Origin of the sequence: Streptomyces sp. NPDC015144 (genome assembly GCF_043079735.1) — a bacterium.
Lineage (GTDB): Bacteria > Actinomycetota > Actinomycetes > Streptomycetales > Streptomycetaceae > Streptomyces.
This window is the reverse complement of record NZ_JBIBUU010000011.1, coordinates 38,591-53,816: the sequence shown is the minus strand read 5'-3', so window position 1 is coordinate 53,816 and position 15,226 is coordinate 38,591. Positions and strand designations below refer to the sequence as shown.

The following is a 15,226-nucleotide window of genomic DNA, read 5'->3' as shown; positions in this document are numbered from 1 at the left end:
ACAGCCGAGGCTCCGTCACCGAACCGCTGGACCACTGGATCAATGGAGGATGTTTCATGGGTGTGACCCTGGCCAAGGGCGGCAACGTCTCCCTGTCGAAGGAGGCACCCGGCCTGACCGCAGTGACGGTCGGCCTGGGCTGGGACGTACGGACGACGACGGGCGCCGACCACGACCTCGACGCGAGCGCGCTGCTCTGCTCGGAGTCCGGCAAGGTCCTCTCCGACCTGCACTTCGTCTTCTACAACAACCTCACGAGCCCGGACGGCTCGGTCCAGCACACCGGCGACAACCTCACCGGCGAGGGCGAGGGCGACGACGAGTCCATCAACGTGGACCTGGCGACGGTCCCGTCCGACGTGGCCAAGATCGTCTTCCCGGTCTCGATCCACGACGCGCAGAGCCGCGGGCAGAGCTTCGGCCAGGTCCGCAACGCGTTCATCCGTGTCGTCAACCGGGCGAACGGTGTGGAGCTGGCCCGTTACGACCTCAGCGAGGACGCCTCGACGGAGACCGCCATGGTCTTCGGTGAGCTCTACCGGCACGGCGGCGAGTGGAAGTTCCGCGCCGTCGGCCAGGGGTACGCCTCCGGCCTCGCAGGAATCGCGTCGGACTACGGCGTCAACGTCTGAGGCGGCGGCGCGGGACGACGGCCGTCGCGGGCCCGCCCCTTTCTCGGGGCCAGGCCGGTGACGGCCGCCGTTCCGCGCCCGGTCACGACCTGGCCGAGCTCGCCCGGGTGGTGCGACCGGGAGGGCGGCCGGCGCCCCTCCACCCGATCGGGCGGGCCGCCCTCGCGGCGCGCCACGGCCGCCCGGTCACCGACGGCGCTCTGCGGGCCGGGCCCGACCCCCGCCCGCTGCTGGCGCGTTCGGGCTTCCAGCTCGACGCGTACACCGACGAGGACGGCGGTTTCCTCGCCCTTGCCGCGCGGACGCCCTGCCCTCTCCCCGTACCCTCGTGGTCATTCCGCCGGGGCGCCGGGGCGGTGCTGGTGCCGGACCGGGCAGCCGCCGACGCCGGGGCGCGGGAACGTGCCCAGCTCGGCGACCTCGTAGCCGTCCGGGTAACCCTTGACCTCAGGGTTCTGCCGGGCGTAGTGCGGGTGGGTGCGTGGGGGCAGGAGCCGCATCACCCGGGCCCGGAGCCGCAGGGCGCCCCGGGTCAGATTCCGGGCCGCGGAGCCGGGGCGGGGGTAGCGGAAGGCCCGGAGCAGGGAGTCGTCGAGCAGCGCGAGCGCGGCCTTGCGGGCGACGGGGGCCAGGGGGCGCGGGTACCAGGAACCCATCAGGTCCAGAGTGGCGTCGGACACCCGGCGCGCGCCGTCGTCCCAGCCGAAGTGCTCCGCCTCGTAGGCGTCGAGGGTTCGCTCGAAGTCCTGGTAGGTCTGCGGCAGGTCCTTGATGCCCATGTGGCTGCCCAGGGTCCGGTAGTAGGCGGCGCAGGCCCGCAGCTCGTGGTCGGAGAGCCTGCGCCAGCCGTAGCTGTCGAGCCAGCGCTTCGGGGTCACGACGAAGGTGCAGAGCACATAGCGCATGTCGTCGTTGCTGATGTCGTAGCTGCGGTGCATCTGGTTGATCCGGCGCAGCGCCGTGCGGCCCGATCCGCTGTCGAAGCCGTGCTCCAGGACCGTGTCGAGGAGCAGCGCGGTGTCGTCGTAGCGCTTCTGTGAACGGTCCGTCAGCTCGGCGGTCCGCGCGAGGAGGCGGCCGATGCTGGGCACGGCGTAGGTGCGGTAGAGGGCCAGTTCGAGGGCGCGGGCGAGGTCCCAGGGGAACTCGTAGGTCGCCGTGATCCGGTAGATGCGCAGGAAGTCGCGCTCCGGGTCGAGACGCTGGATCTCCTTCAGCCGGTCGTACCGCTTCACCGCGCTGCCCCCTGTTCGTCGGCCGGAGATCCAACTCTAGCCGCGGCGGGGTGGTTCTCACGGGGATACGGAGAGGCCCGCGTTCACCCGGCTCTGCGGCCTCGACGCACGGGGCGCTCAGTCGTTAAGGTGCGCCGACGACCCGAGGACGACCGACGAGGAGGGTGCTGTGGCCACGCCGAACGACACGGTCGCCGACGACGACGCGCTGTATGTGCTGACCGCGGCGCTGCTGACGCCTGCGCAGTTCCCGACCGCGCTCGGCGACGACTATCCGGCCGCGTGTGCGGTGCTCGGCATCGAGCCGTATGCCGAGGGGTACGGGCTGGTGCTCGGGCAGGACGGCGCGGGCGCGCGGTGGACCGTCGTCGTTGAGGACGTGTCGCTGGTCGCCGTGGCGATCGCGGCCTGGGACTGCGGCATGGAGTACGACCTGTCCCCGGACGACCGGTCGGTGGTCTGCGCGCTGCCGGGCTGGCCGCTCCCGCTGGCGGTCGCCGCACCGGGCGTGGCCGCGCCCCACGATCCCGCACCGGATCCGGAGGCCGAGGGCGCCGATCGTGCGCCGCTGTCGCCGCCGGACACGGAGACGTGGGGGCCCGCCCAACGGCGCATGGGAGCGGACGAGATCGCCCACCAGTGGGCGGCGTGGCGGCAGCAGATCGACGACGCGACCGACTTCGCCCCCGCCTCGGCGGCGCCCGACTCTCACCCTGAGGTAAAGGGTGAGAGTGAGGCCGACTCCGGGACCTCGTCCGGTGCGCACCCGGGGGTGCGCCGGGTGCTCGCGGAGGCCCGGGAGTACGTCGACTCCCCGCCGCCGCCCGGCCGCGTCCGGTCCTCCTTCGCCACGGAGGACGCGCGGATGCTGCGCGCCGACGGCCCCGGCTGGTCCCTGGTGGCCAGGACCGACGACATCGCCTTCGTGCTGTTGGACGAGGAGCCGGGCGAGGTGCTGCCGGTCGGCCGGGGAGCCGAGCTGCCCGGCCTGCTGTCGGCCCTGGACGCGCTGGCGGTCCGGCCCGCCTGACCGGCCCCCGCCGGCCGTCCATGGGGCGGGACCGCGTCGGTGGCCACGCGTTGCTCGGGGCCCTTCCCCCGGCTCAGCGGCCTATCTCCTTGCGGGTGATCCGGCGGAGTCTGCGCCGCTGCCCGGGGTCCAGCAGCAGATAGCCGACGACCGGGACTCCGACCAGGACCAGCAGCGACAGCCAGAAGCCGATGAACGGCATCAGGACGACCGCGGCGAGCACTCCCCCGATGGCGATCTTCGCGCTGTTCGACATCGTCCGTATCCTCCTTCACGGCCCGAAGCCGCATCTGCTGTGAGAACGCCTGTGCGTGTCCGTCGGTTCCAGGAGTGAGGGACGTTCAGCGCAGGGGTTCGCCGACCTCGTGCATGTGCCGCAGCGCCTGCCGGTAGGACTCGACCAGTCCCGTCTCCGCGTACGGCATGCCCAGCGCCTGGCAGTGGGCCCGTACCAGGGGCTGGGCCAGCCGCAGATGGGGCCGGGGCATGCTCGGGAAGAGGTGGTGCTCGATCTGGTAGTTCAGCCCGCCCAGGAACCAGTCGGTGAGGGCGCTGCCGCGTACGTTGCGGGAGGTGAGGACCTGGCGCTGGAGGTGGCCCCATCGTTCGCCGTCCGGGTCGGGCATCTCCATCCCCTTGTGGTTCGGCGCGAAGGCCATGCCCAGATGGAGGCCGAACAGCGCGTGGTGGAGGAGCGCGAAGGCGACGGCCTTGCCCGGCGACAGGACGGTGAGGAGGAGCGCGGCGTAGAGGCCCAGGTGGGCGACGAGGAGCAGGGCCGAGAGCAGGCGCTCCCGGGCGGGCTGCCGTCGCAGGTACTGGAAGCCGGAGACCTTGAGCGCGATGCCTTCGAGGAGCAGCATCGGGAAGAAGAGCCGGGCCTGGTGACGGGTGAGCCAGCGGGCGAAGCCGGCCCTCCGGGCGGCCTGGTGCCGCGTCCAGACGAGTGCCCCGACGGCGACGTCCGGGTCCTTGTCGATGTGGTTGGGGTTGGCGTGGTGGCGGACGTGCTTGTCGTTCCACCACGCCTCGTTCATACCGAGCAGCAGATTGGCGTGGAAGAGGCCGATGGCCCGGCCCGCCCGGCCGTCGCCGGTGATCTGGGCGTGTCCGGCGTCGTGCCCGATGAACGCGGTGCGCGACCAGAAGACCGCCAGCGGCAGCGCGAGGAACAGCGTCCACCAGGTGTCGCCGAGCAGGAACATCCCGGTGATCACGGCGGCCAGTGCGGCCAGGTTGACGGTGATGCCGGTCGCGTACCAGCCGGTCCGCCGGTCCAGCAGGCCCTGCCCCTTGACCGCCCTGAGCAGGGGCGCGAAGTCGCTGCCCCGGGGCGGGGCGGTTTCCTCCGCGCCGGTTGCCGCAGGCGTGGTGGCGGGATCTTCCGCAACAGCGCTTGCCGCACCGTCGCGGGTGGCTCCCGCCGTGTCGGCCATGGCCTGGGGCATGATGTCTCCGGTCTCTGGAAAAGCTGCGTTGACCTGGAAAAACGTAGGGCTGTCACCGATGCGTCGACCATGGCGCCAGCACCCCGGAACCCTGGGGGCAAACCCCCTTCCCCAGGGGGTGCTGCCTCCACCCCCGGCGTCCCGGAACAGCGCCTTCCGGCATGAGGGCACAGCCAGGGGCTCCGGAACATGTCGCATGTCACAGCGATCGCGCTCACGTCGCGGGGCGGGGGTGGGGTACCCTCGGCGCCCCCGACGCCCCGACATCCCACTAGTCAAATTTGAGGAATTCGGCTTCGCTGTGCACAGACTTCCTGCCGCAACGCTCTCCGAGGTTTCCGCACTCTCCGCCTGCTCCGTGGTCTTCCTCCCGGGGGACCCCGCCCGTACCGGCCGGATCGCCTTCTGGCATCCGGACGGCAGTCCTCCCCCCGACGGTCCCGGTGCCGTCGAGGAGCTCACCGTCGTCGACGCCGACGCACGGCTGTACGCCGTACCGGCACGGCTCCTCCCGGTCCGGGAGTCGCTGCCGGTACTGACGCGTGCGCGCCTTTCGGCGGACGCGTCCGCCCCGGCCGCCTTCTGGGGCGCGGCCGCGCTCCTCGCCCTTCAGTTCGCCGCCCGGGGGCTGCTGCTGCCGGGGCTGAGCGCCACCGATCACGATGCCTGGCGGGTCGGCCCGCTGACCGCCGACGACCAGGCGCTGATCCGGACGCTCGCGGCCTCGATGCCGCCGTCGGCCCACGCCGTGCCGATCGACGGTCCGGCCGGGCAGCCTCTTCTGCTCCCCGCGCCCGAACGGCTGTTGCGCGCGTTCCTCGACGCCGTGGCGGACGGGCTGCCCAGGACCCCGGCGGCCGTGGCGGCCGGCGGCGGCCCCGCCTTCGCCGCGGACGAACCCCAGCGGCTGCCCGGCGACAGGGCCTGGGCCGCCGACGTCGCGGCCGGGCACGACGCGGGCGTACGCCTCTCGCTGCGGGTGGAGGTCTCCGGCCTCACCGCACCGGAGACGGACGGCGCCGACGCGGAACGGGCCGGCGGCCCGGCCTTCCGGGTGGTGCTCCAGATCCACAGCGTCAGCGACCCCGCGCTGGTCGCCGACGCCGCGGAGGTCTGGGCGGGTGACGCGCGCACGGCCGCCGCGTTCGGGCCGCGCGCCCGGATGGACGTGCTGCTGGCACTGCGCCGGGCCGCCCGCGCCTGGCCCCCGCTGTCGCCGTTGCTGTCCGCCTCGGTCCCCGACGCCGTGGACCCGGCCGACGACGAGCTCGTCGAGCTCCTCGGCCCCGCCGGACGCGCTCTGGCCGCGGCCGGTGTCCAGGTGCACTGGCCCAAGGAACTGGCCCGCGAGCTCACCGCACGGGCCGTGATCGGACCGCCCGACGAGGAGCGGGACGAGGAGGGAGGCGGCGCGGCCCGTACGGGGTCCGGGGCGGACACCTTGCTCTCCGCCGACGCGCTGCTGGCGTTCGACTGGCGGTTCGCGCTGGGGGATCAGCGGCTCGACCGGGCCGAGCTGGACCGCCTCGCCGAGGCGAACCGGCCGGTGGTGCGGTTGCGGGACCAGTGGGTGCTGATCGACCCGGAAGAAGCCCGGCGCGCCCGCGAGACCCAGGACCGCAAGGTCGCCCCGATCGACGCCCTGGGTGCCGTCCTCACCGGCTCCGCCGAGGTGGACGGGCGCCGGGTCGAGGTGCAGGCCACCGGCTGGCTGGAGCGGCTGCGCCGGCGCCTGGCCGATCCGGACGGGGCCGAGCAGCGGATCGGCCCGCCCGAGGCCCTGGACGCGACCCTGCGCGACTACCAGCTGCGCGGGCTGAACTGGCTCCACACCATGACCTCGCTCGGGCTGGGCGGCTGCCTCGCCGACGACATGGGACTCGGCAAGACCATCACGCTGATCGCGCTGCATCTGCACCGCCGGACCGTCGAGTCCGCCGCCGGGCCGACGCTGGTGGTCTGCCCCACCTCGCTGATGGGGAACTGGCAGCGGGAGATCGAACGGTTCGCGCCGGGCACCCCCGTACGCCGCTTCCACGGCTCCGCGCGCAGCCTCGACTCGCTGGGGGACGACGAGTTCGTCCTCACCACGTACGGCACCATGCGGCTCGACGCGGCGAGGCTCGCGGAGACCGGGTGGGGCATGGTGGTCGCGGACGAGGCGCAGCATGTGAAGAACCCGTACTCGGCGACGGCCAGGCAGCTGCGGACGATCGGCGCACGGGCCCGGGTGGCGCTCACGGGCACCCCGGTGGAGAACAACCTCTCCGAGCTGTGGGCGATCCTCGACTGGACCACCCCCGGCCTGCTGGGCCGGCTCGGCACCTTCCGCACCCGTTATGCGCGCGCCGTGGAGGGCGGTGACCCGGCGGCCGCGGAACGGCTCGCCGCGCTGGTGCGGCCGTTCCTGCTGCGGCGTCGCAAATCCGATCCGGGCATCGCGCCGGAGCTGCCTCCGAAGACCGAGACCGACCGCACGGTGTCGTTGACGGCCGAGCAGGCGGGGCTGTACGAGGCGGTGGTGCGCGAGACCCTGGATGCGATCTCCGGCGCCGAGGGCTTCGCCCGGCGCGGTCTCGTCGTCAAGCTGCTGACCGCGCTGAAGCAGATCTGCAACCATCCGGCGCAGTATCTGAAGGAGGAGGAGCCGCGGGTCGCGGACCGCTCGGGCAAGGTCGAGCTGCTGGACGAGCTGCTCGACACGATCCTGGCGGAGGGGGCGAGCGTGCTGGTGTTCACCCAGTACGTGCGGATGGCCCGGCTGCTCGAACGGCACCTGGCGGCACGCGGGATCCGTACGCAGTTCCTGCACGGCGGCACGTCCGTCGCCGAGCGCGAGGCGATGGTCGGCCGCTTCCAGGCGGGCGAGGCATCGGTCTTCCTGCTGTCGCTGAAGGCGGCCGGAACCGGCCTCAACCTCACCCGGGCCGGCCATGTCGTGCACTTCGACCGCTGGTGGAACCCGGCGGTCGAGGCGCAGGCCACCGACCGCGCGTACCGGATCGGGCAGACGCAGCCGGTCCAGGTGCACCGGCTGATCGCCGAGGGCACGGTCGAGGACCGGATCGCCGACATGCTGGCCCGCAAGCAGGGTCTCGCGGACGCGGTGCTGGGCTCCGGCGAGGCGGCCCTGACCGAACTGTCCGACGCGGAACTGGCCGAGCTGGTGGAGCTGCGAGGGGGCGCACGATGAACGGCATGCACGAGAGCGACCATGACGCGTACGAAGGCGACGCGTACCCGGGCGAGGACGAGGAGGCGACGGGCCCCGGTCAGGAGCGGACGTTCGCCGCGCTGCCGCCCGCACAGGGCCGGGGCTTCGCCGTGACGTGGTGGGGCCGGGCCTGGCTGAAGGCGCTGGAGGACACCGCGCTGGACGGCCAACAGCTCAAGAAGGGACGGAGGTTCGCCCGCGAGGGCCGGGTGGGCGCGGTCTCCGTACGGCCCGGCCGGATCACCGCGCTGGTCCGCGACGGCGACGCCACGTACCGCAGCGACGTGCTGCTCCAGGAGCTGGACGCGGTGGAGTGGGACCGTTTCCTGGGCATGGCCGTCGAGCGGGCCGGGCACATCGCGGCGCTGCTGGACCGCGAGATGCCCCCGCATCTGGTGGAGGACGCCGAGGCGGCCGGGGTGGAGCTGCTGCCCGGAATCGGTGACCTGGACCCGGAGTGCACCTGCGAGGCGTGGGACCACTGCCCGCACACCGCCGCGCTCTGCTACCAGGTGGCGCGGCTGCTGGACCAGGACCCGTTCGTGCTGCTGCTGATGCGGGGGCGCGGTGAGCGGCGGCTCCTGGACGAACTCCAGATCCGCATCGCGGTCCGCGCGGAGGGACACGGGCCCACCGGTGGCTCCCCTCTACCGGCCGACGACGAGGGCGTACCGGCCGACGAGGCGTTCGCGGCCCGGGACATCCTGCCCCCGCTGCCCGCTCCTCCGCCGCTGCCCGACGCTCCCGGGCCGGCTCCCTCGCTGGACACCGAGACCGAGCCGCGGGCCGGTATCGATCCGGCGGCGCTGGAGCTGCTGGCGGCGGACGGTGCGGCGCGCGCCCACCGGATGCTGACCGACGCGCTCGCGCCGGGTCATGAACACCGTCCGCCACCCATGCTCCTGACGCCATGTCAGGACGCCGTGCGGCTGGCCGCCGAGGCCCGCCCCGCCCCGTGGATCGCGAAGCGGCTGGCGGTCGGCTCGCGGCGGAGCCCCGCCGAGTTCGACGCGGCGGTCCGGGCGTGGCGGTACGGAGGGGTCGCCGGGCTCAGCGTGCTGGAGGAGGAGTGGACACCGGACCGGGAGGCGATGGCCCGGGCGCGGGCCCGGATCGCGGCGGCCTGGGACGAGGGCGAGCGGCCCGCACTGCGGGAGAAGGGCAACCGCTGGACCTCGGCGGACGGCGGCGTCCAGCTCCGGTTCGGGCCGGACGGGCGGTGGTGGCCCCTGCGCGAGGAGGACGGCCGGTGGGTACCGGCCGGTCCGGCGGACGACGATCCGGCGGCCGCTCTGGGCGGTTCGGCCCCAGCGGAGGGCTGAGCGGGGACGACGCGGGACGTGGCGGCCCCGGGCTCCCCCGGGCCGCCGCCGCGTTCCCCCCGCACGTTCAGCCCGATGTCACCTTCCGTTGAGAACGGACACGGAACCTGACGGCCGTCAGGACTGTTCCGTCAGGACTGTTCGTTCTCCAGGAGGTTCCATGTCCGTGCGTGTTGTCCGTCGTTCCCTCGCTGCCGGGCTGCCGCTCGCCGTGCTCGCGACGGTGTGCGTGGCCGGAACGGCGACCGGTGCGCCGGACGGGCACGGGCGCCCGGAGCGCCAGGCCCGGGTCACCGGCACGGCCGTACTGGGCGACGTACCGCTGGGCCGGTTCAGCAACGGGCTGCTGCCGGGGACGGTCCCGGACGACCGCGGGGTGAAGCTCGGCGGCATCGGCAGCGACATCTATCCGGCGGAGCGCCCGGGCGAGTTCTGGACGGTCACCGACCGGGGGCCGAACGGGCAGATCAAGGTCGGCGGGAAGAAGCGGCGCACCTTCCCGGTGCCCGGCTTCAACCCGTCGATCGTCAAGGTGCGGGTCAGCGGGAAGCACCTGCGGGTGGTGGACGCGATCCCCGTCACCACCCGCTCCGGCGCCCCGGTGACGGGGCTCTCCAACCAGTCGGGCCGCGACGAGGCCCCGTACACCTACGACGCCTCGACGCCGCTGGAGTACAACCCCGACGGTCTGGACACCGAGGGCATCGTCCGCGCCGCCGACGGCAGTTTCTGGCTCGTCGACGAGTACGGACCCTCGCTGGTGCACGTCTCGCCGCGCGGCCGGGTGCTCACCCGCTACGTGCCGCGGGGGCTCGATCTGGCCGGTGCGGACTACCCGGTCGTGGAGGCGCTGCCCGGCGTACTGCTGCACCGCAAGGTCAACCGCGGTTTCGAGGGTCTGGCCCTCCTGCCCGGCGGCGACCTGGTGATCGCGGTGCAGAGCCCGCTCTCGCTGCCCGACCAGGGCGCGGGCGAGTCCTCGCGCAATGTGCGGCTGCTGCGTTTCTCCACGAAGAAGCAGGCCGTCACCGCGGAGTACGCCTACCGGTTCGACCCGGTGGACGTCGTGGACCCGGGCGAGGACGACACCTCCGAGCTGAAGATCTCCTCGGTCGTCGCGCTCGGCGGGAACGACCTGCTGGTCGAGGAGCGCACGGACCGGGCGGCCCGGCTGCACCGGGTGACGCTCCCCCAGGGGCGGGGCATCCTCGGCTCCGCCTGGGACGACCCGACGACGTCCCCGTCCTACGAGCAGCTCGGCGACCCCGCCGCCGCGGGCGTGCCGGTGCTCCACAAGAGCCTGGTCGTCGACCTCGGCAAGGTGCCCGGCGTACCGGGGAAGATCGAGGGGGTCGCGGTGACCGGCCGGGACACCGTCGCGGTCACCAACGACAACGACTTCGGGATGACCGACGGCCCCGAGGCGTTCGACGCCGCCGGCCGTCTGGTCGACAGCGGCATCAGGACATCGGTGACGCAGATCAAGCTGCCGCGCCCGCTGCGCGGCTGACCGGAGCGCGGCGCCTGCCCGTGTGCGCCGCCCCGCCCCGGTCCCCGGCGGCCCGTCCCGCCGGGGACCGGGATCCTCGCTCCACCCCGTCCGCGACGTCCGTACCGACATCGCCGTACATGCCGGTGTCCTCCCCCGCGCGGGGGAACCGATTCCCTCTCCCACCGTCTTCCGCGAGCCGTGCGGCGCCCCGTACGGTAGGGCGCGCGAGACGCAGAGCCGCACATCGGACACCGCCTTCCGGTCATCGGACACAGAGGGAGCCAGGGATGTCGGGGGAATCGAACAACGGACTGTTACGCGATGCCGTCGGGCTGCGCGAGGTCCTGTTCCAGAGCGTCACGGCGATGGCTCCCGCCGCGGCCATCGCCGCGTCGATCCCCGCCGGAGCCGCCTTCGCGGGCGGCAGTCTGCCGCTCTCGGTGGTGGTGGCCCTGGTCGCCTGTCTGTTCACCGCGTCGTGCGTCGCCGAGCTGGCCCGCCGACTGCCGGCCGCCGGGTCCGTCGCCACCTACTCCGCCCAGGGGCTGCATCCGGCCATCGGTTTCCTCGTCGGCTGGGGCTATGTCTTCGTCGAGGCGCTGGTGCCCGCGCTGCTGCTGCTCCAGCTCGGCTTCACCGTGTCGGGCACGCTGCACCAGGAGTGGTCCTCCTACCCGGCGGACCTGTGGTGGCCGTGGTCCCTGCTGGGGGCGGTGGTCATCGCGCTCGCCGGGTACTTCGGGGTCCGGGCCTCGGCCCGTTTCGGGACCGTGCTCGGCATCTTCGAGGTGCTCGTCTTCGTCGTCTTCGCGGCGCTGCTCATCGGCCAGGCCGGTTCCGACAACACCCTCTCGGTGTTCGGCACGTCGCACACCGCGGAGGGATACGGCGGTACGAGCGGGATCTTCGCCGGTTCCGTCTACACCGTGCTCGCCTTCGCGGGATTCGAGGCCGCGGCCCCGCTCGCCGAGGAGACGAAGAACCCGAGACGCACGATGCGGCGGGCCGTACTCGGAGCGGCGCTCTCCATCGGTCTGGTGTACGTGCTGACCACGTACGCCATGTCGGTGTACTTCGGGCCCGACGAATTCGCCGGGTTCGGCAGCTCGGGCGCGGCCTCGTGGGAGGGGGTGGCCCGTGCCTCGTTCGGGCTGTTCTGGGTGCTGCTCTTCCTCGCCGTGGTCAACTCGACCGTGGCGAACGCCAACGCGTGTGCCAATGTGTCGACCCGTACCGCGTTCGCGCTCGGCCGTATCGGGGTCTTCCCGCGGGGCTTCGCCCGGCTGCACCCCCGGCGGCGCTCCCCCGTCACGGGAGTGGCGGCGCAGTTCGTGATCGCGGTCGGCGCGACGCTCGGGCTCGGGTTCGCCTACGACCCGGTGACCGCGTTCACGCTGTTGGCGACGGTGATCGTCACCGTAATCATCGGTGTGTACATCGTCGTGAACCTGTCGTGCGCCGGATACTTCCTGCGCCGGTGCCGCGACGCCTTCAACCCCGTGCTCCACCTTCTCTTCCCCGTCCTGGGCATCGCGGCGTTCGTGCCCGCGCTGCTGACCGCCGCCGGGATCCCCGCCTTCGACTTCGTCTCCGAGCTCAGCGCACCCGTGTCGTACGCGGGGCCGGTCGTCGGTGTCTGGATGCTGATCGGGGTCGTTGTGCTGGTGGTGCTGATGCGCCGGCATCCGGAGCGGGTGGCGGAGACCGGGCGGATCCACCTCGACGACGACCCGGCGCCGGCCGGGACGACTGCGACAGGAGCAGAGCAGCGATGAGCGACCCCCGTGTCCTGACCGTCCGGCCCCAGGAGGGCGAGTACGCCTGGACGTTCGGCGGAGCGGCCCCGGTGGCCCGGATCGAGCCGGGCACCTTCCTCGACCTGTACACGGAGGACTGCTTCGCCGGGCGGGTCCGTTCCGAGAAGGACCTGGTCTCCGAGGTCTGCGAGTTCCCGTTCCTCAATCCGCAGACCGGCCCGTTCCACGTGGTGGGCGCGGAACCCGGGGACACGGTCGCGGTCCATTTCGTCTCGATCGAACCGGCCAGGGACTGGGCCGCCTCCACGACCGTGCCGCTCTTCGGGGCACTCACCTCCACCCACACCACCGCGTCGTTGCAGGCCCCGCTGCCCGAGGTGGTGTGGATGTGGCAGCTGGACCGGGCGCGCCGCACCTGCCTGTTCAGCGCCCGGGACAGTGACATCCAGGTGGAGCTGCCGATGGACCCGATGCACGGCACGGTCGGGGTGGCCCCGGCCAATCTGGAGGTCCGGTCCGCGCTGGTGCCGGACGCGCACGGCGGCAACATGGACACGCCCGAGATGCGGGCGGGCGTCACCTGCTACCTGGGGGTCAACGTCGAGGGCGCGCTGCTGAGCCTGGGCGACGGCCACGCCCGCCAGGGCGAGGGCGAGACCTGTGGGGTGGCCGTGGAGTGCGCGATGAACACGGTGGTGCTGGTCGAGCTGTTGAAGGGCGTCAGTACGCCGTGGCCGCGCATCGAGTCCGACACCCATCTCATGTCGACCGGATCGGCCCGTCCGCTGGAGGACGCCTTCCGGATCTCCCAGCTGGACCTGGTGCAATGGCTGTCGCGCGACTACGGCCTGTCCGAGCTCGACGCGTACCAGTTGATCAGCCAGGCGGGCGAGGCACCGCTGGCCAATGTGTGCGACACCAACTACACCAGCGTGGCGAAGATCCGCAAGGAGTGGCTGCCCGCGGGTGACCCCCATCGTGGCCTCCACCGCCATCTGCGGGAGACCTCGGCACTGTTCGACCGCTGACACCGGCCGGGCTCCCCCACCCTGCCCGTCCCTCCTCCCGTACCGTCCGTTCCTCCCCTGCCCTGTCCATCTCTCTCCCCCCACACACAACAGGAGCACTCATGCACCGCAGAAGGATTCTCCAGGGAGCCGCCGCCACCGCGGCCGCCGCCCTGCTGCCCGCCTCCGCCCGCGCCGCGGCGACGACCACGGCGGGCGACACGGACTACCCCCTCGCGCACTGGACGCCCGCCTCCACCTCCAACTACACGGTGTCGAGCCGCCCTTCGGCCTATCCCGTGCAGTACGTGATCATCCATGTCACCCAGGAGACGTACGGAAACACGATCGGGATCTTCCAGAATCCGGCGAAGCAGGTCTCCGCGCACTACGTGGTGCGCTCTGCGGACGGCTACGTCGGTCAGTGCGTCCGGGAGCAGAACATCGCCTGGCACGCGGGGAACTGGGACTACAACACGCGCAGCATCGGCATCGAGCACGAGGGCTGGGTGGACCAGCCCTCCTACTTCACCAACGCCCTGTACGAACGGTCGGCGCTGCTGACCGCCTCGGTGTGCGACCGGTACAAGATCCCGAAGGACCGCGCGCACATCCTCGCCCACGCCCAGGTGCCGGGCAGCGACCACACCGACCCGGGCCCCCAGTGGGACTGGGTGCGCTACATCCGGCTCGTCAACCTGTACTCGACGGGCTGATCCGGCCGCACCACCCGAACCGGTACTTCCGGTGCGCGGCGGTTGTCGCGGCGGCCCGCCGCGGTGACGATGGGGGTGCACGATTCCCCTGGACCGGAGGGTGAGTTGAAGGACCCCTGGGTGGCGTTGGCCGCCGGCGTGGACCCCGGCGAGCGGATCGGCCAACTGCGCCGCGCGCACGAGGCGTTCACCACGGCCGGCCGACTGGAGGGACCGGTGCGGCCGGTCGTCGGTGAGTCCTGGCGGCGCTCGGCCAGGGCCCGGGTCGGTCCGGACCGCGCGCCCCTGGTCGAGCTGGGCCCGGAGGACCTGGGCCCGTACCGGGACGGGCATCCACTGGCCCCCGTCATGCCGCTGATCCGCGAGCTGGTGGGGGCGTACGCGGCCGACGGGGAGCATCTGCTCGCGGTCTGCGACGCGCACGGCAGGCTGCTCTGGGTCGAGGGCCCCGCAGGACCCCGTCGGGCCGCCGGCCGGATGAACTTCGTGGAGGGCGCCCGCTGGGCCGAGTCGGTGGCCGGGACCAATGCCCCGGGGACGGCGCTGGCCGTGGACCGGCCGGTTCAGGTCTTCGCCGCCGAGCACTACCTGCGCCCGGTGCAGCGGTGGACCTGCGCGGCGGCCCCGCTGCACGACCCGCACACCGGCCGGGTCCTGGGCGCGGTGGACATCACCGGCGGGGACGGGCTCGCCCACCCGCACAGCCTGGCGTTCGTCCAGGCGGTGGCGCGCGCCGCCGAGAGCCAGCTCGCGCTGCTGGCCCCGGCGCCGGACGCCCGGGTACGGCTCAGCGCGCTGGGCCGGGACGAGGCCCTGCTGGTGGCGGGTGACCGCCGGTTGCGGCTCAGCCGACGGCACAGCGAGATCCTGGTGACGCTCGCCCGCCGACCCGAGGGCCTGGGCGGCGACGGACTCCTCGTCGAGCTGTACGAGAACGAGTCGGTCACTCCGGTGACCCTGCGCGCCGAGCTTTCCCGGCTGCGGCGGCTGCTGGGGCCGGACCTCCTGCTCTCCCGCCCGTACCGGCTGGCGGCCCCGGTCGACGCGGACTTCGACACGGTGGCGCGCAGGCTGGCGTCGGGGGCGGTGGCCGCGGCGATGAACGCGTACTCCGGGCCGCTGCTCCCGGCCTCGCAGTCGCCGTCCGTCATCCGCCTGCGGCGTCGGCTCGACGACCAGCTGCGGGCCGCGCTGATCGCCCGGGGCGACCCGGGGCTCCTGGCCGACTGGGCGTACAGCCCCTGGGGCGAGAACGACCTCCCGGTCTGGCGGGCGCTCGCCTCGGCCGCCCCGCCCGCCCAGCGCCCGGCCCTGCTCGCCAGGGCCCACGCCCTGGAGGCCGAACAGCGCTGATCCCCGGGCGCGGCGCAACG

At 73.1% G+C, this 15,226-nt stretch carries 12 protein-coding genes; 9 read left to right on the top strand and 3 right to left on the bottom strand.

Translation table 11 applies throughout. The features are described 5' to 3' along the window. Positions 1-56: 56 nt before the first annotated feature. Positions 57-632 carry a TerD family protein gene (locus ACF08W_RS19770; RefSeq protein ID WP_352280347.1) on the top strand — a complete coding sequence of 192 codons (576 nt, stop codon included), beginning with the start codon at positions 57-59 and terminating at the stop codon, positions 630-632. Between the two features lie 332 nt (positions 633-964). On the opposite strand, the gene ACF08W_RS19765 is transcribed toward ACF08W_RS19770, so the two are convergent. After that, positions 965-1,867, bottom strand: coding sequence for an oxygenase MpaB family protein (locus tag ACF08W_RS19765; protein WP_385217021.1), 903 nt, complete (start codon positions 1,865-1,867; stop codon positions 965-967). Positions 1,868-2,036: 169 nt separating this feature from the next. Between ACF08W_RS19765 and ACF08W_RS19760 the strand changes: the two genes are divergently transcribed. After that, complete coding sequence (locus ACF08W_RS19760; protein WP_392279994.1) at positions 2,037-2,897, top strand: hypothetical protein; 861 nt, start codon at positions 2,037-2,039, stop codon at positions 2,895-2,897. Positions 2,898-2,970: 73 nt separating this feature from the next. Here the strand turns inward: ACF08W_RS19760 and ACF08W_RS19755 are convergent, their stop codons facing one another. Together ACF08W_RS19755 and ACF08W_RS19750 are read right to left on the bottom strand one after the other, a co-directional pair. Next, complete coding sequence (locus tag ACF08W_RS19755) at positions 2,971-3,153, bottom strand: hypothetical protein (protein WP_385217027.1); 183 nt, start codon at positions 3,151-3,153, stop codon at positions 2,971-2,973. 85 nt (positions 3,154-3,238) lie between these two features. Next, positions 3,239-4,345 (bottom strand): fatty acid desaturase family protein, encoded by a 1,107-nt coding sequence (locus ACF08W_RS19750; RefSeq protein WP_392279993.1) that lies wholly within the window; start codon positions 4,343-4,345, stop codon positions 3,239-3,241. A 301-nt stretch (positions 4,346-4,646) separates the two neighbouring features. Between ACF08W_RS19750 and ACF08W_RS19745 the strand changes: the two genes are divergently transcribed. From ACF08W_RS19745 to ACF08W_RS19715, 7 genes are all read left to right on the top strand, one after another. Then, a complete protein-coding gene (locus ACF08W_RS19745) occupies positions 4,647-7,538 on the top strand; it encodes a DEAD/DEAH box helicase (protein ID WP_392279992.1) in 2,892 nt (963 codons plus the stop codon). Positions 7,539-7,543: 5 nt separating this feature from the next. Then, positions 7,544-8,881 (top strand): SWF or SNF family helicase, encoded by a 1,338-nt coding sequence (locus ACF08W_RS19740; RefSeq protein WP_392279991.1) that lies wholly within the window; start codon positions 7,544-7,546, stop codon positions 8,879-8,881. A gap of 160 nt (positions 8,882-9,041) precedes the next feature. Beyond that, on the top strand, positions 9,042-10,391 hold the full coding sequence (locus ACF08W_RS19735; RefSeq protein ID WP_392279990.1) for an esterase-like activity of phytase family protein: 1,350 nt from the start codon (positions 9,042-9,044) through the stop codon (positions 10,389-10,391). A gap of 269 nt (positions 10,392-10,660) precedes the next feature. Continuing rightward, complete coding sequence (locus ACF08W_RS19730; RefSeq protein WP_392279989.1) at positions 10,661-12,148, top strand: APC family permease; 1,488 nt, start codon at positions 10,661-10,663, stop codon at positions 12,146-12,148. Continuing rightward, positions 12,145-13,158: an acetamidase/formamidase family protein gene (locus ACF08W_RS19725; protein ID WP_352280338.1), complete on the top strand. Its 1,014-nt coding sequence runs from the start codon at positions 12,145-12,147 to the stop codon at positions 13,156-13,158. The genes ACF08W_RS19730 and ACF08W_RS19725 overlap by 4 nt, the downstream gene beginning before the upstream one ends. Positions 13,159-13,259: 101 nt before the next feature. Further along, positions 13,260-13,853, top strand: coding sequence for an N-acetylmuramoyl-L-alanine amidase (locus ACF08W_RS19720; protein WP_385217049.1), 594 nt, complete (start codon positions 13,260-13,262; stop codon positions 13,851-13,853). Positions 13,854-13,958: 105 nt separating this feature from the next. Beyond that, positions 13,959-15,206, top strand: a complete 1,248-nt coding sequence (locus ACF08W_RS19715; RefSeq protein WP_392279988.1) for a GAF domain-containing protein — start codon at positions 13,959-13,961, stop codon at positions 15,204-15,206. Positions 15,207-15,226: the final 20 nt, after the last annotated feature.

Bases quoted from the DNA above. Each gene is read 5' to 3' on its own strand.
- ACF08W_RS19730 (WP_392279989.1), top strand. From the start codon at position 10,661: ATGTCGGGGGAATCGAACAACGGACTGTTACGCGATGCCGTCGGGCTG.
- ACF08W_RS19740 (WP_392279991.1), top strand. From the start codon at position 7,544: ATGCACGAGAGCGACCATGACGCGTACGAAGGCGACGCGTACCCGGGC.
- ACF08W_RS19755 (WP_385217027.1), bottom strand. From the start codon at position 3,153: ATGTCGAACAGCGCGAAGATCGCCATCGGGGGAGTGCTCGCCGCGGTC.
- ACF08W_RS19770 (WP_352280347.1), top strand. From the start codon at position 57: ATGGGTGTGACCCTGGCCAAGGGCGGCAACGTCTCCCTGTCGAAGGAG.
- ACF08W_RS19720 (WP_385217049.1), top strand. From the start codon at position 13,260: ATGCACCGCAGAAGGATTCTCCAGGGAGCCGCCGCCACCGCGGCCGCC.
- ACF08W_RS19750 (WP_392279993.1), bottom strand. From the start codon at position 4,345: ATGCCCCAGGCCATGGCCGACACGGCGGGAGCCACCCGCGACGGTGCG.
- ACF08W_RS19735 (WP_392279990.1), top strand. From the start codon at position 9,042: ATGTCCGTGCGTGTTGTCCGTCGTTCCCTCGCTGCCGGGCTGCCGCTC.
- ACF08W_RS19725 (WP_352280338.1), top strand. From the start codon at position 12,145: ATGAGCGACCCCCGTGTCCTGACCGTCCGGCCCCAGGAGGGCGAGTAC.